General features: G+C 42.4%; 21 protein-coding genes and 3 pseudogenes. 13 read left to right on the top strand and 11 right to left on the bottom strand.

Features of this window, described 5'->3' with window-relative positions:
• Positions 1-431 precede the first annotated feature (431 nt).
• Complete coding sequence (locus tag F6K64_RS36045; RefSeq protein ID WP_008188161.1) at positions 432-1976, top strand: flavin monoamine oxidase family protein; 1545 nt, start codon at positions 432-434, stop codon at positions 1974-1976.
• A 120-nt stretch (positions 1977-2096) separates the two neighbouring features.
• Here the strand turns inward: F6K64_RS36045 and F6K64_RS36040 are convergent.
• Positions 2097-2309: pseudogene (locus F6K64_RS36040) on the bottom strand (type II toxin-antitoxin system TacA family antitoxin); the annotation flags it as partial.
• Positions 2310-2687: 378 nt separating this feature from the next.
• Here F6K64_RS36040 and F6K64_RS36035 point away from each other — a divergent pair.
• Entirely contained in the window at positions 2688-3338 is a 651-nt protein-coding gene (locus F6K64_RS36035; protein ID WP_008188158.1) for a Uma2 family endonuclease, read from the top strand.
• A 289-nt stretch (positions 3339-3627) separates the two neighbouring features.
• Positions 3628-3894, top strand: a complete 267-nt coding sequence (locus F6K64_RS36030) for an element excision factor XisI family protein (protein WP_287267862.1) — start codon at positions 3628-3630, stop codon at positions 3892-3894.
• Between the two features lie 83 nt (positions 3895-3977).
• Here the strand turns inward: F6K64_RS36030 and F6K64_RS36025 are convergent, their stop codons facing one another.
• Entirely contained in the window at positions 3978-4160 is a 183-nt protein-coding gene (locus F6K64_RS36025) for a hypothetical protein (RefSeq protein ID WP_008188156.1), read from the bottom strand.
• Positions 4161-4222: 62 nt separating this feature from the next.
• Here F6K64_RS36025 and F6K64_RS36020 point away from each other — a divergent pair, with 62 nt between their 5' ends.
• On the top strand, positions 4223-5605 hold the full coding sequence (locus tag F6K64_RS36020; protein WP_008188155.1) for an RNA-guided endonuclease InsQ/TnpB family protein: 1383 nt from the start codon (positions 4223-4225) through the stop codon (positions 5603-5605).
• 590 nt (positions 5606-6195) lie between these two features.
• Here F6K64_RS36020 and F6K64_RS36015 read toward each other — a convergent pair.
• Positions 6196-6435, bottom strand: a complete 240-nt coding sequence (locus tag F6K64_RS36015) for a hypothetical protein (protein ID WP_287256723.1) — start codon at positions 6433-6435, stop codon at positions 6196-6198.
• Positions 6436-6835: 400 nt separating this feature from the next.
• Here F6K64_RS36015 and F6K64_RS36010 point away from each other — a divergent pair, with 400 nt between their 5' ends.
• The 5 genes and pseudogenes from F6K64_RS36010 (at position 6836) to F6K64_RS35990 (ending at position 10164) form a co-directional block, all read left to right on the top strand.
• Positions 6836-7810, top strand: a complete 975-nt coding sequence (locus tag F6K64_RS36010) for an Rpn family recombination-promoting nuclease/putative transposase (protein ID WP_008188154.1) — start codon at positions 6836-6838, stop codon at positions 7808-7810.
• Positions 7811-7884: 74 nt separating this feature from the next.
• Positions 7885-8304: pseudogene (locus F6K64_RS36005) on the top strand (Uma2 family endonuclease); the annotation flags it as partial.
• A gap of 53 nt (positions 8305-8357) precedes the next feature.
• Entirely contained in the window at positions 8358-8849 is a 492-nt protein-coding gene (locus F6K64_RS36000) for a Uma2 family endonuclease (RefSeq protein ID WP_008188152.1), read from the top strand.
• 61 nt (positions 8850-8910) lie between these two features.
• A complete protein-coding gene (locus F6K64_RS35995; RefSeq protein ID WP_008188151.1) occupies positions 8911-9300 on the top strand; it encodes a hypothetical protein in 390 nt (129 codons plus the stop codon).
• A gap of 123 nt (positions 9301-9423) precedes the next feature.
• Complete coding sequence (locus tag F6K64_RS35990) at positions 9424-10164, top strand: sulfotransferase-like domain-containing protein (protein ID WP_008188150.1); 741 nt, start codon at positions 9424-9426, stop codon at positions 10162-10164.
• A gap of 242 nt (positions 10165-10406) precedes the next feature.
• Here F6K64_RS35990 and F6K64_RS35985 read toward each other — a convergent pair whose 3' ends face one another.
• The 6 genes from F6K64_RS35985 to F6K64_RS35960 form a co-directional block, all read right to left on the bottom strand.
• Positions 10407-11150 carry a CmcI family methyltransferase gene (locus tag F6K64_RS35985; protein WP_008188149.1) on the bottom strand — a complete coding sequence of 248 codons (744 nt, stop codon included), beginning with the start codon at positions 11148-11150 and terminating at the stop codon, positions 10407-10409.
• Positions 11151-11283: 133 nt separating this feature from the next.
• Positions 11284-11667, bottom strand: coding sequence for a cupin domain-containing protein (locus F6K64_RS35980; protein WP_008188148.1), 384 nt, complete (start codon positions 11665-11667; stop codon positions 11284-11286).
• A gap of 65 nt (positions 11668-11732) precedes the next feature.
• Complete coding sequence (locus F6K64_RS35975; RefSeq protein ID WP_287267861.1) at positions 11733-13487, bottom strand: beta-eliminating lyase-related protein; 1755 nt, start codon at positions 13485-13487, stop codon at positions 11733-11735.
• Between the two features lie 33 nt (positions 13488-13520).
• Positions 13521-14363, bottom strand: coding sequence for a TauD/TfdA family dioxygenase (locus F6K64_RS35970; protein ID WP_008188146.1), 843 nt, complete (start codon positions 14361-14363; stop codon positions 13521-13523).
• Positions 14364-14381: 18 nt separating this feature from the next.
• On the bottom strand, positions 14382-15563 hold the full coding sequence (locus F6K64_RS35965) for a TauD/TfdA family dioxygenase (protein ID WP_008188145.1): 1182 nt from the start codon (positions 15561-15563) through the stop codon (positions 14382-14384).
• A 53-nt stretch (positions 15564-15616) separates the two neighbouring features.
• A complete protein-coding gene (locus F6K64_RS35960) occupies positions 15617-16927 on the bottom strand; it encodes a DUF3326 domain-containing protein (RefSeq protein WP_008188144.1) in 1311 nt (436 codons plus the stop codon).
• A gap of 266 nt (positions 16928-17193) precedes the next feature.
• Between F6K64_RS35960 and F6K64_RS35955 the strand changes: the two are divergent.
• The 4 genes and pseudogenes from F6K64_RS35955 to F6K64_RS35940 all read left to right on the top strand — a co-directional run.
• Positions 17194-17538: pseudogene (locus tag F6K64_RS35955) on the top strand (Uma2 family endonuclease); the annotation flags it as partial.
• Positions 17539-17598: 60 nt separating this feature from the next.
• A complete protein-coding gene (locus tag F6K64_RS35950) occupies positions 17599-17859 on the top strand; it encodes a hypothetical protein (RefSeq protein ID WP_287267860.1) in 261 nt (86 codons plus the stop codon).
• An 84-nt stretch (positions 17860-17943) separates the two neighbouring features.
• Entirely contained in the window at positions 17944-18099 is a 156-nt protein-coding gene (locus F6K64_RS35945) for a hypothetical protein (RefSeq protein ID WP_008188141.1), read from the top strand.
• A 156-nt stretch (positions 18100-18255) separates the two neighbouring features.
• Entirely contained in the window at positions 18256-18495 is a 240-nt protein-coding gene (locus F6K64_RS35940; RefSeq protein ID WP_324293511.1) for a type II toxin-antitoxin system VapC family toxin, read from the top strand.
• Between the two features lie 10 nt (positions 18496-18505).
• Here the strand turns inward: F6K64_RS35940 and F6K64_RS35935 are convergent, their stop codons facing one another.
• On the bottom strand, positions 18506-18946 hold the full coding sequence (locus F6K64_RS35935; protein ID WP_008188139.1) for a hypothetical protein: 441 nt from the start codon (positions 18944-18946) through the stop codon (positions 18506-18508).
• 25 nt (positions 18947-18971) lie between these two features.
• Positions 18972-19736: a methyltransferase domain-containing protein gene (locus F6K64_RS35930; protein ID WP_008188138.1), complete on the bottom strand. Its 765-nt coding sequence runs from the start codon at positions 19734-19736 to the stop codon at positions 18972-18974.
• Positions 19737-20016: the final 280 nt, after the last annotated feature.

The following is a 20016-nucleotide window of genomic DNA, read 5'->3' as shown; positions in this document are numbered from 1 at the left end:
CTCCCCAAGACCGCGCTGCCTCCCCAAGACCGCGCTGCCTCCCCAAGACCGCGCTGCCTCCCCAAGACCGCGCTGCCTCCCCAAGACCGCGCTGCCTCCCCAAGACCGCGCTGCCTCCCCAAGACCGTAATGGTGCGTTTTCCGCATTAAGAATTAAATTCGCCACGGGTCGCACCTCTGCATCGCTGTAAGCCCCGTGGAAACCCCCGCGTGAAGGCGCTGCATCGCTTATTCAAAAGCTGATACGCGACACGCTGATACGCGACACGCTGATAGCTGAATGCTTACAAGTCTGGGGAGTAATCCCCTGGTAATGGTTAACTAGTTAGGGGAGTTATCCCTCAAAAAACGCGATGCGCGAGCATTGAGCCGCTACGGGAAGACATTTTTAAGGGAAAATCAGTCTAAGCCCTAATTTCGGATAACGCTCGATGTTTAACCCTTACCGCCATACACAAGAGTTAGAGGAACCTTTTTCCTTTGAGCGCCTGTATCGTCATCCTGGTTCCCTTAGTCCCTACGATCAAGGTGGTACTCGCAAACGAATTGCGATTATCGGTGGAGGAATTGCAGGACTCGTAAGTGCTTACGAACTGAGTCAACTCAACCATCAAGTTACTGTATTAGAAGCTGATTCTCGCCTCGGAGGAAGAATTAAGACTCATTATTTTAGTGATGGCACTTATGGGGAATTAGGCGCAATGCGAATTCCTACTAGTCATGGCTGCACTTTACACTATATAGATAAATTTAATTTACCAAAAAGACCTTTTATTAATTACAATCCCGCCGCTTTTTATTATCTACGGGGTAATAAAACTCGTTTAGATAATTACCAAGAGTTGTTTGCTGTTTACAATTTAAACCCTGATGAGCAACAAGACCCAGGGGTAATTTACGACCAATTATTGGAAGAATTAATCGATTCTTTGACTGAAAAAGATAAATGGGAGTTATTTGCGCCCACTTTTACCAGTGATCAAGTTATAAAATGGGATACCCTAACGGTTACCGACTATTTTCGCAGTCATCTTTCTGCTGATGCTTTTGACTTACTCGGTCATGCTACTGGAGCCATTCATTACGACAAAGTATCTCTGTTAAATGGTTTAATTGATTTCTTTGCCTGGCATCGAGTAGAACAATATGAACTAATCGGAGGACTGGAAACCTTAATTAAGGCTTTGGTTAAAAGCATATCAGGCACAATCCAGACTGAAGCCAGAGTAACAAATATAGAAATGACCGATAGAGGGGTTCGCCTTGTCTGGAATAAGCTGGATCAGCAACAAATCGCAGAATTTGACTATATTATCTGTACTATTCCTGCTACTGCTCTGGCTCAGATTAATTTTGAGCCTAGTTTACCTAGCCAACAACGGGAAGCGATTAACAATTTGGGGTATTGCAGTGCCAGTAAAACTCTATTACACTGTACCGCTCGTCCTTGGGAATTTGCCGATCATGTTTATGGGGGTGGTAGCTTTACGGATTTAAATTTCGAAAAGTGTTGGTATCCTTCTGATAATGCTCAATTAGACTCAACCAAGCTTTCTCAACCTCATATTGTTGCTAAAGATAAGGATATTTCTTATCAGCCATCAGTATTAACGGCTGCTTATCGCTGGGAAGATAATTCCAGAAAATTTAGAACTTTAGAGGAAACAGCTAAAACCGATTTAACCCTAGACGAAGTTTCCCAACTGCATCCTGATATTAAAGACTATACCGATGATATTATTCATAGTATCTGGGATGAAGATAATCAGTCTGGTTCTGGTTCTTATGCCTATTTTGCTCCAGGGGATCGGGAGAAATATCAACCATTACTCGGTCAAGCTTATCCAGTAGATAATCCTCGTGTTTTCTTTGCAGGGGAACACTTGGCAATTAATCATGCTTCAGTTCAAGGAGCGGTGCAAACAGCGGTTTCAGCAGTTATCGATCTTCTGGAAAGTTCTATTTTTGAGATTTAATCGATTCTATTTCTTTTCCTGGCTTGTCAAGCACTACCTAAACTAGATAAAGGTAAAAACAACAATAATTGATGCTCTTTAGTTCCTTCAAACCCGTATCCCTCATAATAAGCGATAATTTCAATCTTTTTCACTGAAAAAAGCCTGATGACGTTGGATAGCTTCTTGTAAATGCTTATTAGGGGCAGGCGGATTTTCAATCAGACTAAAAATTCTATCCCCATCTTGGGGTGATAAGTGAATCACCTGTTCTGTATTAATCACTTTTTGGGCTTCTTTCACCTGAGCCTGAACCATAAATTGATTTAAGGTTGCCCCTGTTAAATCCGCAGCCGTAAGTATTCAGCCGTCAGCTATCAGCTAAAGGCCTACGGCCACGCTACGCGAACAGCTTAAGCCCTACAGATGGTGCTACTTGAGGTGCTAGCAGGCGCTTTAACTGAGCGAGGTCGGATGAGTAAAACGAGCAGGGATTTTCAATCAGGCCTACCAGCACCGCCCAGATTGCTTACTACCTCCTGTTGATTAGCTGACGGCTGACGGCTGATAGCTGAATGCTTACGTATCTTTGACCGATGCAGGAAGCCTAGCTGTCACGCGAGTATCATTAGGGGTGGTACTTGCCATCTGAATTTATTATTCAATTTCTTTTACTATAACAGAATGGTGTCATTTTGTCACCAGAAATTTCAGCTTCAAGAATAACGATCTATGACTCAATCCAAAGCCGAACCCAAATTATACAGCTTTGATGAATTTATCAGCTGGTATCCCGAAAACTCAGCAGTCCGTTACGAGCTACATGATGGAGTAATTATTGAAATGCCCAAGCCAAAGGGTAAACATTCAAATCTAACCGGTTCCCTGATTGAGCAATTATTGATAGTTATTAGGCAGATAGATAAAGGAGGTATTTGGACTATTCCTAGAGAGTCAATTGTTAAACCAAAACGGGAAAACTCAGGTTATGAACCGGACATTATTGTTTTGAACCAAGACGTTATGGAGGCTGAATCTCGCTGGGAAAGCGAATCAATTATTCAAAATCCTGATTCAGTCAAATTAATCGTCGAGGTTGTTTCAACTAATTGGCGTGACGATTACTACAATAAACTTCGAGATTATGTTCGCGTAGCGTCTCGAAGAGAAGAGATGGGCATCGAGGAATATTGGATTATCGATTATGCAGCATTGGGGGCGAGAAAATTTATTGGCAACCCCAAGCAACCCACATTTTTTGTTTGTAGTTTGGTTGACGGCGAATATCAGATGACGCCCTTTACGGGAAATACTCCCATTGTTTCCCCGACTTTTCCCCAGTTCAAATTATCCCCAGAGCAGATTTTCAAGCTGGCTTTGTAGGAAAACGTTAGCCAGCAGCATTGTAAGCATTCAGCTATCAGCTATCAGCTATCAGCTATCAGCTATCAGCTATCAGCTATTGGCCGTAGGTCAGGCTAGGCCAACATTTTATGCGCTACAGATGGTGCTACTCGAGGTGCTTTTGAATAAAATAAGTTCACTGCTGACGGCTGACGGCTGACGGCTGAATACTTACGCAGCATTCATCTCAAGCTTTCGCACAACAAACGATTCAAGAATCTCAAATACACCTATTGCTATATGATCCAAATCAGGAGGTAATTTTGCAGTGGATAAGTTAATTCAGTATCGTCGTCTGATTCAAGAAATATTGAAAAAGCATAGTCTGGTTAAGCTAGCCAATGAAGATATCAAAGTCTATAAATTCTTCGATCCTGAGCAAGATCATTGTCTTGATGCAGTTGCTCATGGGGGAAAGCCCCAAGACCGTAATGGTGCGTTTTCCGTAGGCGAATTAAATTCGCCTACGGAAAGCGCAGCGTCGGCTTTGCCGAAAGCGTCGCCTACGGCGAACGGAAAGCGCACCTTTGGTTAAAACTTTTTGATTAAGGCTCCACTATCCTAAGGTTTTGTCTCCGGGATGAATTTTCCTTCTCAAATGGCGTAAGCTACAATTTATCAACCAGGTAATACACCGGTTCTCCCCAGTAATTCTAGATACTCATACAAACTCAAGTCTGCTTTAGCTGCTAACTGCTTTAATCCGTTCCAAGCTGTATTTGTTGCCTTGATGGTGTGTGTTGTTTTTGGTTCCTCATAAAGACAGGGACGTCCTACTATTCTAGATTTTTGTTTTACCATTTTATTGTCATATTAATTTCGGGAATATATAATTAAAATAGCACAGCAAATAGGTCGATTCTATGCAACTGGGTTATGTCTACAAACTCAAGCCTAGTCCTCAGCAAAAAGCCACCATGGTTGAATGGCTAGACATGTTGTTAGCTCAATATAATTATTTGTTGAGAGACAGGAATGATTCCTATGAGCAAGCCAGATCTCCAAAACTGGGGAATTTCTGCGATCTCAGGAGTGATGGAGAAGCGTGCCCGCTTACTTGTTCGGTAAGCAAATCGAGCTCTGTTGGCTATCCATGGAAAAAGAGCCAGAAAAATCCTAGGCGTAATGCTTACGAGATTCAAAGCTCAGCTCTTCCTGTGCTAAAGAAGCAACGTCCTTGGTATAAAAAAATTCACTCAACTGTTTTACAACAAATGTTAAGACAGTTGGATACTGCTTTCACAAAATTCTTTAAAGGGGAGGCTAAGTACCCTAGACCTAAGAGGCGTTCTCGCTATCGGAGCTTCAAATATTCCCCGGGTCAGGTAAAACTAGACGGCGATGGAATCTATTTACCTGGGATTGGCTGGATGGGCTTTTACAATTCCCGTCCTATACCAGACGGTTTCACCATAAAATCTGTAACCGTACGCAGAAAATCTCGGGGTTGGTTTGTCAGTCTTCAAATTGAAAACAAGTCAGTTCCATTGTCTCCGGTTAAAACAGCCAACGAGATTAGACCAGATCGTGTTAAGGGATGTGATCTTGGGATTAAAAAGCTGGTTAGTACTTCTGACGGGGAGACTATCGTAAATCCGGCTAATACCAATAAATTTAAGCGTCAAGCAAGACGTTTAAAACTCAGGCAAAGAGCTGCAAGTCGAAAGAAAAAAGGATCTAATAATCGCAAGAAATTATTTGGTAAGGTTGCCTATTTACACGAGAAAATAACCAACAAGCGTTCTGCATGCCATTGGGAGATTGCAAAGCAGTTAACCGATGGCACAGACGCCCTGATATTTGAGGATTTAAATATCAGGGGAATGAAATCCCGTTGTAAGCCTAAGCCCAATGAAAATGGTGGTTATGATCACAACGGACAATCTGCTAAAAAGGGGCTCAACCGTGTGATCTCTGATGCTGCCTGGGGAGAACTGATCAAAAAGGTAGAAGTCGTGGCTGCAAAGTCAGGCATTCCAGTAATCAAGATAAACCCCAGACATACATCCCAAGAATGTCCAAAATGCCATCACACCAGTGCAGACAACCGAAGTGGGGAGAAATTTGTCTGTACTGAATGTGGGTATCACGATGATGCTGATATAAATGGCGGAGTAAATATCAGAAATAAGGGTCTCAAAAAACTGGGAATTGACCCTGCCCAGCTACCTTCGGTGCGAAGGAAAGTTACGCCCACGGAGACAACAGTCGCGCACGACTGTGCCTGGGAATCCCCATCCCTCTAAAGGGTGGGGTAGTTCAAGCGTCAATATGATGGATTTGCTGTTGGTTAGATTTCTTGTAAGTCCTGCTGGCTCTACCGTACTTGTGGTTATAAGCTGACTTTTAACGGCTTCTGGCGAAAGCACCATCAAATAAAAGTTTCAGCTCCACATTTTATGATCAATAAACTAATCTTAATGATAAAAATTAAGGTTAGAATAGCGATGCATCGCTACTCCCTACTCCCTATCTCCCTATCTCCCTATCTCCCCACCTCCCCACCAATTACATTTGAGTCCGACGCAAGAAACAGCCCTGGAGTTAGAGGGGATTCCTGCTCCCTAAAAACCAAGAATTTGTAGCTCAGTTAATTAAAAAAATTATGTCAATAAATTATACATAATTGAGTCTATAAATTGTTAATAAAACTAATTGTAAATAAATGTAAAATATTTTTATTTACCCTTGCATTTTTTTGAGGATTTATCTATACTATAGAAGGTGACGACTGAAACTAATAACCGCGCTGGTCATGGCCGTTAATCATCTCCAGCGCGGTTTTCCTCCCACCTAAATAGGAGCTACTTCCATGATGCCAAAAAAATCACGATTATCAATCCTGGCTTTTCAGCAACCCACCGGATCTCTCTTGGGGATACGGCATTGTCTTGATGCAGTCGCTCATGGGGGAAACCCCCAAGACCGCGCTGCATCGCTTCTGAATCAAGGGATTAATATGAGTGGCATGGGCATCCTGCGCACCTGAAAAATGAAACAGGCAAGATGCCCGTTCCACAGCAAGATGCCCGTTCCACAGCCAGATACCCATGGCACGGCAAGATGCCCATGCCACAAAACTATTAAAATAATCCCGTATTTATGCAACGCCAAAATTTGTCCATCACCTTTTTGAAAAGCGCTCGCTATATAACTAATTATGGTGCCAACAAGCCCAGCCAAAACTGTTACTATAAAGGTAAATAAATTATAAGCATTCAGTAGTCAGCGTTCAGCGTTCAGCAGCAGTCAGCAGTGGCACAGGCTTTGGCCTTGGCCTTTTGGCCTTTTGGCCACGCTACGCGAACGGCCACGCTACGCGAATGGCCACGCTGTGCGAACGACGCTGGGACTTAACTCAGATTAAACCAATCCTTACCTTTTTTATTCAAAAGTTCCGTAGCGCATTAGCTAATAGCTGAATGCTTACAAAAAATTAACTAACAACTAAACGGTTTAATTAACCCTGTAAAACCATGAGATTCATTAGTCCTAAAACTGACTTTGCTTTCAAGAAAATCTTTGGATCAGATCAGAGTAAAGATATTCTGATTTCCTTCCTTAATGCCATGATTTACTCCGGTAATTCTGTCATCCAGGATTTAGAAATTATTGACCCCTACAGTGCGGGGGATGTGGTTGATTTAAAAGACACCTATCTGGATGTTAAGGCAGTATTAGAGAATGGAACGACTGTTATCATTGAAATGCAACTCTGGAATGTAGAGGCTTTCGAGAAGCGAGTCGTTTATAATTTGTGCAAAACCTACGGGAATCAACTTAAATCCGGACAGGGATATTTCGATCTCAATCCGGTCATTGCTTTAACTATCACTGATTTTAAGCTGTTCCCTTCAACAGAGAAAGTCATTAGCAGTTTTTACTTTCAAGAAGAAGAAGACCACTTGCCTTATCAGGAAAATGAGTTAAAAATGGTGTTTGTGGAACTTCCCAAATTTACTAAGCAGCTGGAAGAGTTAGAAAGTTTGGTAGATAAGTGGATCTATTTTATCAAAGATGCTCCCAGCTTAGAAGTTATTCCTGATCAGATGAGGGAAATACCACAGCTGGAACAAGCTTTAACTATAGCCAATCAAGCGGGGTTGAGTGTGTCAGAATTGGAAAAGATCCGCAAACAGGAGATGTTCTGGGAGGATAGGCGAGGTGCATTGAGTCTAGCGAAAAGGGAAGGACGAGAAGAGGGAATAGAAGAAGGACGAGAAGAGGGCAGAGAAGAGGGCAGAGAAGAGGGCAGAGAAGAGGGCAGATTAGAAGGTGAAAGAAGCTTACTATTGCGACAGCTTGAGCGCCGCTTTGGAAAACTAACAAGTAATGCCTTCGCATTGCTTGAAGCCTTGAATTCCCAAGACCTAGAACGCTTATCAGAAGCAATCTGGGATTTTAAGACCAGTGAGGATTTACTCAACTGGCTCCAAGAGCACTCTAACTAACGGTAGCTATGCCTTAGTTGCCTAAAATCAGACTAGACCTCTTGGAAAAATTGGGAATCAAAACCGATTACTGTATGGCTGTTACTCTCCTACTCCAACAACTTACCGTTCCCCCAGGCCAAAGACTGTTGATTCATAACCTAGAGTGGGCTGAATTTGAGTCTGTTCTAGAAGAACTAGGGGAACATCGCTCTGCCCGTATTGCCTATAGCCACGGAACCTTAGAAATCAGAATGCCTACCCCAGAACACGAAGTCGATAAAGAACTGCTCGGTGATTTGGTTAAAATTTTGCTTGATCAGTTAGAAATCGACTGCGAGTGCTTTGGTTCCACTACCTTCAAGGGAGAAAATATGGACAGTGGCATTGAACCGGATCAATGCTTCTACATCCAAAACCACGCTAGAATCCGAGACAAGGGGCGCGTCGATCTTACCCTTGACCCACCGCCAGATCTAGCCATTGAAGTGGATGTTACCTCCAAGACTCAACTGGTTTAACAGTAAAAGACTTAGAAAAACTGCAAGCTGAACATCCTGATTATCAGATGGAACTAGTGGCTGGAGAAATTATTGTTATGAGTCCTTCAGGTATAGAATCAGATCAAGTAGCTGCTGCAATTGTTGCCCAGTTATCAAACTGGGTACGACCTCGTAGACTAGGCAGGGTAACTGCTTCTAGTGGTGGTTTTCGTTTACCTAACGAAGATGGAGATGTCCGCACACCCGATGCTTCTTTTATCCTAGCTGAACGTTTACCTCGCACTACAGAAGGTTACGCGGAGTTAGTTCCTGACTTGATGTTTGAAGTTAAATCTAAGAGTGGCAGTTTGGCTAAATTACGCCGGAAGATCCAGCAATTTCTGGAATTGGGAACTCAAGTTGGGGTGTTAGTGGATCCGAGAACTCGCACCATGGAAGTTTATTGCTTTAATCGAGATAAGGTTGTGCTGGGGGATGGGGATGTGCTGGAAGTACCGGAATTACTTCCTGGGTGGGAATTGTCTGTAGTGGAAGTTTGGGCTCCTGAATTTGATTGATAAAACCAGTTTATTATTCTAAGGTATTACGTTAATTTTGAATGTTTAAAAGGTATTTTATATGATTATAACGAATGTCAATATTAGTCAAAAGTCTCAAGAAATTTTGAGAAAAGCGGCGGCGGAAAAACGAATGTCTGTAGAGGATATGGCTTCAGAAATATTAAGCGATGCAGCGCCTTCACGCGGGGGTCTCCCCCACTCGCTATTGCATCAAGACAATGAAGCTATTCAAAATAAGCTTTCCGGAATTGCCACTATTGGTGAAGTCAAAAGCGATGCAGCGCCTTCACGCGGGGGTTTCCCCCACTCGCTATTGCATCAAGACAAGGAATATCCTATCTTACCATTGGCAAACAAGCAGCCCTACGCATACTATGCCGATCCTGAAGAGCCAGCTATCCCTCTAGAAGACTGGGATATGGAGAAGAGTTCTGAAGAGGTTTTATGATTTTTCTGGACACTCATATTTTTGTTTGGTGGAATCAGAACGATCCTAAACTGACGTGCTCCTTATAAACTGTCCTCTGGTAACAGAGGCATTGACTCTAACATCTACTATTGAGATCTAGCCATGAAAAAAATTTTGGTATTATGGACAACTTTTCGATCAACATCCACCGCTTTTAAAATGATGATGCAAGCAAGGGGAGACTTTATTGTTCTTCATGAACCCTTTAGCCTATACTATTTCGGTAGCGAGGAAAGGAAATCTGATCGCTGTGCAAAAGCTGAGATTAATCCAGCTTATAATTTTCAACCCCTATTCCAAGACCTAATCAATAAGGCTCAAAGCCAACCTGTCTTTATTAAAGATATGGCTTTATATATTTACGAGCGAGCCGATGAAGCTTTTTTATCCCACTTTAACCACACTTTCCTTATTCGCCATCCTGCCAAAAGCCTTCCTTCTCTATTTGCCGGTTGGCCTGACTTCCACTTAAGTGAAACTGGGTATGCAGAACTTTACCAATTGTTTGAAGTCACCAAAGCCTTTCTGGGACAAGTCCCCCCCCTCATTGACTCAGATGACTTGGTACAAAAACCAGAGGCCACGATTAAAGCTTACTGTGATGCTGTAGGAATTCCGTTTATGCCCCAAGCGTTAAAATGGGATCCTAAGATATGCTCTAAAATATGGACTCTTCCATGGGAAGGAGATTGGCACACTTACTTACAATCGAGTCGGGAATTTAAAGAAAGGGACAGAAAAAATTACGTTAGTGTTGAAAACAATGAACACTTGAAGCAGGCCTATGACTACTGTTTACCTTATTACCAAAGACTTTATGAACATCGACTGCGGATTGAATAACCACTTTTAACTACAGACTTTAAGCAATGAAAAGAGTAGTTTTTATCCTTCGTAGGGGAAATGGGTAGTGGTGCATTGTAATGATATCGGTAACGGTATGGTGAGGGTTTCAGCCCCCACCCAGCATCACTATGCAGGACTACCTAATCTTCTAAGTCATCAATAGAAACTTTACACTTAAACCTCTTTTTTTGCAAATCGTTTATTATTTCGTTTATTCTAGATTTGTTAGTCATTGTTATTTACATCCTTTTTAACATCGAATTCCAATTCTTCGAGCCGTTATAACCAAACAAATCTTGATAGTAAGTATCAATTAAGTACTCATTTTGATGCTGAATCATCCAGTTTTTGAGTAAATCAAGCTTACATTTCATCCGTTCAATAAATTCTTGATCTTCCCAATCTGACCAAGCCTCCCATAAAGCTTTATTTGTGTCTTCAATAATTAAATAATCTCCATTTTGTAACCCATTATTATGAAAATAATCCAGTATCCCGACTAAATTAACATGAGCATCTTCTATGATTAACCAAGGATGAGGAAGTGTAGAAAGCAGTGTGGTCGATAAAACCAGATCGATCTGGTTACAATCGCCTTCCAAAAATTTTATCTTGGGTTGGGCTTTGGCTTTTTCATCAAGTAAGGATAAATCGATATCAACAGAGTAGACAAGACCTTCAATCTCAAATAACTTCAACTGATCTGCTAACCATACTGCACTTCCTCCAGTATCTGCACCAAGTTCAATAATTGTCTTTGGTTGGAGTTCGTAAATCAGCATTGGATAAAGGGCAATTTCTATAGGACTTTTGTCCATTGGTATCCCTTTCCAGGTTTGTAAATGATAGTTTTCAGTCAGAGGTCTCCAAATCCCCTTGGGAAGGGAGCAGATATCTTCTCGATCAGAAATTTTGACAAGTCTTTTATTCTGTGAGATTTCTTGATCAGATCTAATGAATTGATCAGCACTTTGATTCTTCATTGGGATCACTCCTCAAACAGATTTAACTGGGTGCATCTCATTTTTGAAGTTTGACCTCGTGGTGCGTTACGGGACGTACTTCCACAAAACTGGCTACAGCTTGCTTCTTGGCGAGTCCGTCTTATCACGCACCCTACGGCACTTTTTTACAAATATGAGATGCACCCGATTTAACTTTTGGTGATCGTATTTTCCCCTCTTCAATACCAACCCCATCTTCATTCCACTGCCAATCAAAAGCATAGATCCAATACAGACAGGTGGAATTTCCATATCTAGTTTTGTGAGGTACTTTAGCAGGTATTTTGAATATTTCACCAATGGGAGGATAGTAAGTTTGACCTTGAAAATAAATCTCCATTTCTCCTTCTATAAGGATAATAAATTCGTCAGTTTTATGACCTGGATTTGACCAAGATTCCACAGAATTTGTTTGATAAATTTCGCATTTAAAACCTTTTTGTTCCCATTCTTTTTTTAATTCTTCTAAACCTAGATTAATTTTTGATTTATTCATGGTTTTTCCTGTTATGTTAGATATTTACTCACATTAAAAGAGAAATGGTATATTTGGACTTAATATCAGTTATTAAGTTTCCTTTTTTTTAAAGCAAGCAGATACATCAACTTGGCTTCGTCATATATCGGAAAACCCTCTTCACTAACTAATGTCCACGGTAATTTATCTAAGTCTATCTGCATTTTACGGCGATAGTCTTCCCGTATGGTTAATAAAAAAATTCCCTCCTCTTTTAAAATACCGAATAGATTGTTTAAAACTGCAACTCCAGCATGAGCATAAGCAAAAACTCCTGCTGCAATAATAGCATCAAAAGTTACTGAATTGCTAAAAATTTGGGAATCTTCTAGATTACACTGATGCAGACTTTGATATACTTGTCTCTCTTTAGCGATCGCCAGCATTTTTTCTGACAAATCCGCAGCAGTCAGATTAGTATATCCCTGTTGGGCTAAGGCTTCACCCACTAACCCTGTCCCAGCACCAGCATCTAAGATTGTGGCATCTTTCTTAGGAAGCAGTTTGCTTAATGTCCGTGCTATGTTGGCAGGCATAAAAGACCAATCTTCTCTTACATCTGCATCATAGGTATTTGCCCAACTATCGTAATTAGTTTTTAATTCCTCAGTGCTTTGGCTATCACAAATCATAGATAACCAAGGTCTTGTTTCTGAAATATCTTTGCCTTGTTCTCTGGACATCTTATGTTCTAACGCAATGGCATTTTCAGATCCCACCGAAGCCATAGAAAGAGAATAAAGCTTGCGGATAAATAGATCAATATCTTCCGGCTGAGTATCGAAATTGGTCATCCATCGAACTAATCCAGTAGAACTATCCCAAACATAAAAATGACAAACATTAACCAGAGCTTCGATCCAATTAGGTGGAATTTTCGCAAAGACAGCATTGGTCTCAACAGGATATACTATCTCAACTTCAGGTATGGTAGATACTTGTTCAGCAAGATACTTAGCCATTTTGTTTTCATGGCTAGCATTTTGCAGCCAGTGGTCATCTTTGAGTAACGCTAAAAACTGGGCGGCGATAAATCGAGCTTTTGAAGGCATCTGCATACTTTGTTTCCAGATAGCCGAAAAATTCCGACATAACGAGGGGTCAGAGTTAGTAAAGATGACTGCTTCTCCCATCAAAAGCCCATTTTTAGTTCCACCAAAAGATATAGCATCAACACCGAGTTCCGTCGTTAGCGCACCCAAGGAACAATTAAGTGAAGCTGCAGCATTGACAAGACGTGTGCCATCCATGTGAACCCTCATACCCTGCTGATGGGCATATTCCACTAAAGCTAAAATCTCCTTGGGACGATACACCGTTCCAAGTTCCGTGGACTGGGTTATGGATATCACACGAGGGATAGAGGCATGAACCTCCTCTTGCCAATACAAGTAACTTTCAATATCTTGAGGTCGCAGATGCCCATCAGCGGTTTCAATCGGAACTAACTTACTACCAATGAAATTCTCCACAGCCCCACATTCACTATGGTAGAGGTGTGCTTTACTAGAACAGAATATGGCTTCAAAAGAGCGACACAAACAAGCCAAAGCGAATACGTTGGAACCAGTCCCACCGAAAGTAAAAAATACCTGACAATCAGCCCCAAAATTTCTATGGAATTGTTCCATAGCTAAGCGCGTCCACTCATCTTCGCTATAGGCATGAGCGTGTCCTTGGTTAGCGGCTAGGATAGCCTTCATAATTTCGGGATCGACTCCAGCCTCATTATCTGAGGCCAGACCTCTGATCTTGGAATTGACTGGGGATTTTCGATCGCTTTGGGAATTCATCGGCATTTTTAATAGGAAGTATTACTCTAGAAAGTTGTTCTAAGTATTGGTTCTAAGTATTCTCAGTCGGCTTTCAAAGTCTTCCATATTTAAATAGCAGTTTACCATGCGTCTTTCCCCTTCATAAGCTAGTCGTCCATGCAAAAGACGCCAGTTGTCAAACAAGAGAACATTTCCAGGAGTGAGGCGAAAGCGATATTGATTGGCTGGGTCATCAATAATTTTACGCCATTCCCAAAGAGCCTCATAGACCTGTGTCGTTTGTTCTCCCCAGTAAAAAGGTGCGCGATCCATGTGATTGAATCGAATTCGTTTTACCTGGTTTTCAGCATCAAGTTTAATTAGAGGTTGCCTTGTTTCTAAATGGGTATCAACTTCTAAATAGTGCCCTGGCATATCAACCTTGGTAAGCAAGGAGAAAGCGTCAGGATATGATTCCCGGAGAGTTTGGGCAGCATAGAAGCCATCTATGAAAATACTCTCTCCACCAATATAATCGCGATCGAGAACGTGAAATACAATCAGTCCAGGGGGGTCGTAGGAATAAGTTCCATCGGTGTGGGCTGCCAGATACCCATTGGAATAGGCGCTATCAGCATGGGGTTCGCTAGTATCGGAGTCAGCAAAACCGCCAAAGATATCCATCCTAATATAAGCTACCCGTTCAATCAGTGCTCGGGTTGACTCACGATTAGGTGGTGTATTTGATACCATTCCCAGACCATAACAGGCAATATTCTCTAACCATTTTTTTAATCCCCTAGATTCACTCATTACTTCATTGAAAGTGACTGTGGGTAGCCCATTAGCAAATGTGTTGGCTGTCCAGAGGATTAAATTTTTGGGAGTCGAACTTTTGTCAATGGTGCTTAAGGTTGTCATGCTTAAAATTTTTATACTTTAAACCCCTTTCTTTTCACGAGCCTGGGGAACTGGACGTTGATAGGATTTGTTCTGAATTACGCGCAGACGACTATGGAAATCTTCCATATTTGACATACAGACAGCAAGGTGATGATTCCCATCCATCGCACTACCACCATGCAAGACACGCCAATTATCCCACAGCACCATTTCTCCTGGATTTAAGCTGAGTTTTCGATGTTGGGATTGCTCCTCAACCCATGCCTCAAACTGCTTCAAAGCAGCTTGCAAGGCTTGTTTGTTTGGCAAATCCTGCTCAGCAACAGCAAGTTGTGCTTTCGGATTGTAGCGTATACGCTTGAGTCGATCATAACTATCTAGGGTCACAATCGGATCTGAAGCAATCAGATTGATATCCTGCCTCAGGTACTGATAAGAAACAGTATTATTTTGTAATAAACTTAGAGTCTGGGGTGCTTCGCTTTTGATTCTGTCAACAAGCGCCAGACCATCAACAAAAATCATTTCCCAGGGTGAAATAGTTTGGTCGAGGCATTGAACCAGTTTGATACCTGGTGGGTCGTAATTAAAAGCTCCATCGGTATGAAGATGGGTTTCATCATAGTCGGAATTACTTGATGGTTTAATTTCGACTATGTCCCCCAAACTACTTTGCCGCAGATAGGCAATTCGGTGCATAAGTTGAGCCGCTTCAGCTTTACTCGCCTTGGCACCAATCACTTTACAGACTCCGACTTGGGTGAGATGTTCAACCAAGTGCCTTAATCCGATATCTGTGTCAATGACACTTCGATAATCAAGACTTGGTAAATCATTACTCCAGTATTTTCGTTCATCTACTGCTACGGAGTTTTCAAGATTAAGCATTCTCCATAGCCAATCATAGGAAAAGTAACTTTTGTGATTATCCTGCCATTGAATTATCAGCCCTGCGGTATCAGTATCTACAAGGACGTCTTCCCAGCTAAATCTCTCCCAGCCAATGAATACATCAAATTCTCTCTGGGCACTAGAAGTGAAACACTCACTACATTGACAGTGATCTCGCAGCCACATCCACGGTAAGCTTACCCTATCTAAATTATTGGTGACTTTATAAACCAAATCCACTTCGATGCCTTTGTCACTAGTCTGCCAAGATTGAACTTGAACCTTTTGAGATGATGAAGATAATGGGGATTTTTCAACACAATTCATGAAAATGAAACTTACTCCTCTAAGCTTTATACAATATAAAGTTTCAGGCTTTGCTACAGAAAAATCGGCTGAAGTTGCGGCATCGGGCGAATTGTACTTTCCACTGCAATACCATTACGTAAGGCTAACAGTAATCCCGCCGCCTCCATGTAGCTATTGACACGATATATCGGGTTGCCCTGAGTTTCGATTTGCAATCTTTCAGGAGTAATATCGTACTTAGTGGTATTATCTTTGATTAAGATTACGGGCACACCTTGGTCTAAACACGCTAAAAACGGAATATTACCCACGGTTGTTTCTGGCATTACCACCGCCGAAACATTCTCCACCGATATCCTAGTTTCCCCTGCGGCTACGGGAGTATCAAACCTTACCGGACGGGGAGAATTGATTAAACCATTGAGGGGGGAACAAACATAGGCACTGGAAATTAATTCTGCTCCATCCCTAGGGTCTACTAATTTCCCAAATCCCGTATGTTCCCACTCCAATAATAAGGGAGCATGGGCAGCAGTAAAGGGATAAAAATTAGTGAGCATGTGGGTCATAATTGCTTCCGCACCGCCCCAAGGATTGGGGATAGATTCCCCTCGGTAGTAAGCTTGACGTATTTTATCGTCTACTTCCAAAGTGGTCATTAAAGCCACCGCCCTAGCCGAAGAACTTTCCACCACATCTAGAGCCTTCATCAACTCGTCCATACCTTTAAATTCCCCGGAAGCATTACCATACTGGGAATAGGTACAGGCGGTTTCCACTGGGCCACCAGTTACCACTACTGGATCAATATTAATTCCCCCCACAGCGCGCAAGCCATTGAGAGCATTAATAACATTATTTAAAAATCTCTCATCTCTTGGCTTTTCAATAATCGCTGCGATGTTTTTGCGCTTTTCTGGAATCACTCCAATATTACCCAGTAGTAACTGACAAATCAGATTCCCTTCCAGATAAAGCACATTATCCTGACCGAAATAGATATCCGACGCAGTAACGGCATTGGGATTGGTGACCAGATAGTCACAAGCGGAGGCTAACAGATTGGTACTAGGAGTAGCATCTCCCGCAAAACCACCAATTTCTGCTCTGACTCCGGTGGGAATAATACTAACTGCGACAAATGGTTGGTTAGAAACCCGTTGACGAATATTAATATCAAGTAATGATGACCAAACCGGCTCTCTGTCTGTATCGATAAAGCTGGATTCAAAGGTGAGTGTGTCTCCTTCAACCTTGGTTAAAATCAAGCGAATGGGAACACCTGGTAAGGGAAGCGCAGCAATTTTTTGGGAAATTTCTCTCCAGGTGCGCTGTGAGGGAGGGCATTGGATTTCAAAATCTTTGGTATAGACTTGGGTCATTCTCTATATTTACTTATCTAACAACTTATTCAGCCAATGGTATGAATTTTACCCTAATCATCGACTGCCTTACGAATTAACTCATTAGGTCTAATTCCCATTGATTCAGCAATGGAGAAAACCTAGGGGAATCCATCTTTGAGCGTTCATTTCCTTGCCTCCTAAGTTTTCCACTTAGCCATAGTATCCTAAGAATTAATTTTCATGGTAAAAAAAATTGTTAAATTTTGTAAAAAAACCAGATCAGAATGGGGTGAATCCCTGTTTTGATAAACGAAGATGGAGATGTTCGCGCTCCCGATGCTTCTTTTATCCTAGCTGAACGTTTACCTCGCACCACAGAAGGTTACGCGGAGTTAGTTCCTGACTTGATGTTTGAAGTTAAATCTAGAACTGATAGTTTGGCTAAATTACGCCGGAAAATCCAGCAATTTCTGGAATTGGGGACTCAAGTTGGGGTGTTAGTGGATCCGAGGACTCGCACCATGGAGGTTTATCGCCTCAATCGAGATAAAGTTGTGCTGGGGAATGGGGATGTGCTGCAAGTGCCGGAATTGCTTCCTGGGTGGGAATTGCCTGTTGTTGAGGTTTGGGCACCTGAGTTTGATTGAGAAGACTGTTTATTCTTCTCAAGTATTAGATTAAGTTTGAATGTTTTAAAGGGATTGAATATGTTTATAACAAATATCAAAATCAGTCAAAATTCTCAAGACATTTTAATAAAAGCGGCGGCGAAAAAACGAATGTCTGTAGAGGATCTTGCTTCAGAAATATTAAGCGATGCAGCGCGGTCTTGGGGAGGCAGCGCGGTCTTGGGGAGGCAGCGCGGTCTTGGGGAGGCAGCGCGGTCTTGGGGAGGCAGCGCGGTCTTGGGGAGGCAGCGCGGTCTTGGGGGTTTCCCCCATGAGCGACTGCCGTGGTTTCCCCCATGAGCGACTGCCGTGGTCTCCCCCATGAGCGACTGCCGTGGTTTCCCCCATGAGCGACTGCCGTGGTCTCCCCCATGAGCGACTGCCGTGGTTTCCCCCACTCGCGCTTTGCATCAAGACAAGGAATATCCTATCTTACCATTGGCAAACAAGCAGCCCTACGCATACTATGCTGATCCTGAAGAGCCAGCTATCCCTCTAGAAGACTGGGATATGGAGAATAGCGATCGAGAAGTTTTATGATTGTTCTGGACACTCATATTTTTGTTTGGTGGAATCATAACGATCCTAAACTGACCAGTTACCACCGTGAGGTCATTGAGAATGAGAGACCAAATGGATTAGGAGTTTGTACGATAAGTCTTATTGAGATAGCAAGACTAGAAGCGTGCAGGCAGGATAATTCTTCCGGTATCTATTCAAGAATGGTTTGAAATTGCCCTAGCACAAGAAGGAGTTATTCTTTTTTCTATCACTCCTGCGATCGCAGTTGATGCTCAATCACTACCAGGTGATTTTCACAAAGACCCGGCAGATAGAATAATTGTCGCAACGGCGAGATTATCTAATTGTTCTATAGTGACAGTAGATCAGAAAATATTCAATTATTCTTATGTTAATGCTATTCCACCTACTTAACATTCAGTGGTCAGCCGAATACATTTTTTGATCCTTCATCCAGATGTTGTACATGGCCCACGTTGAACAGAGCAGTCTGTTCTAGACCTGTATTAACTTGGTACTTTAACTCAATTATGTTAAATCTCGGCTCATCCGGATCTCGGCTAACAGTAATTGTTCCCACTACCCGATCGCCCGGTGCAACTTTTAAGCTCTCTTTGAGGGGGTATAGTTGCTGACCCCAGTGGCTGTAAGTTGGTCCAGGCCCAGTATCGAGAACGACTCCGTTGGGAAAATCTGTGGTGAACCAGCCAAGAAACCCTTTAATTTCAGCGTGTTTGCTGATAGTGTACTCAAAATCCTGGCTGAACTGGAGGAGTGCGGTCGCATCGACTGTGGCACAGTCAAACTCAAGCACTTTCTGTGGTGCTGAGGCGAGATTGTCTGGGGACAAGTAGTTGACGCGCATACTAAGTAGTCGGACAAAACTAAAATTAACTCTTTACATAGGGAGCAGGGAGCAGGGAGCAGGGAGCAGAGGGACTTTTGGCCACTTTACACAAGTTAATACAGTAATGTTTATTTTTGTCCAGGTACTTATTTGTCAAAAAGTAGTCTGACAAATCCTGAACCACCTCCGAAGTGAAAATGGAATAGTCCACATCAAGACTCTGAAGATTAGTAACCGTTTCGTTCCACTCTGCTATCTCTTTTTCCAGCTTGAATCTGACAAAATCGGTGCGATCGCGATCGTTATCTGGTGCATACAGTCCAAGGATAATTGTGGCACGGGAAGGCAACATCAATCCACCTGGTTTTAGCCATTTGTCGCGAGCATATGCCACGCTATCAAACATCGATTCTTTGAGCAAAAAGCAGCCCATCCATTCGCTGACAATTACATCTACGGGTTCGGGTATTTCCACCTCCTCTACTTTTGAGTTGAGAATTGTCACGACATCTGACACATTTGACGACTGAACTAACCGTCTAGCAAGTTTAGCAGCATTACTAGCGTCCACGGCGTAAACACGTTTTGCACCAGCTTTAGCGGCCCAAACAGCTAATACACCTGTTCCAGTACCGACATCAAGGACGACCTTGTCCGCGATCATTTCCGACTTGTTCTTGAATATAGCTGAGTGATAGGCTTCCATCCTCGCGCTATCTTCTAACATGATTTTGTGCGATCGCATTGAGCCATACAAATCAAAGTATTTGAAAGCCCTCTCGGGCTGGGTAGGTTGTGTTGCTTCCATAAGATAGCTCCTTTGTTTTAAAATCAAGGTGGATTTAGTGGATCGTCAAAGACTATTTCTTTGGCATATACTTAAGCACTATTGAGCCAACACGCAATTAAGACTTAGTAGCCCCGGTTGCGATCAATTGCATTCTCCAATGGTCTTCCCTCACGACTGCAATCGATTGTATCCACAATGCGAGCGGCTAGCTCCTTAGGGTTACCCACAGCAGCAATATGGGGAGTTACTATAATGCGCGGATGAGACCAAAAAGGATCGTCATTGGGCAAGGGTTCCT

The sequence above is a fragment of the Moorena sp. SIO3A2 genome (assembly GCF_010672265.1).
Taxonomy (GTDB): domain Bacteria; phylum Cyanobacteriota; class Cyanobacteriia; order Cyanobacteriales; family Coleofasciculaceae; genus Moorena; species Moorena producens.
Note: the sequence above shows the minus strand (reverse complement) of the source record. Positions and strands in the feature narration are given on the sequence as shown.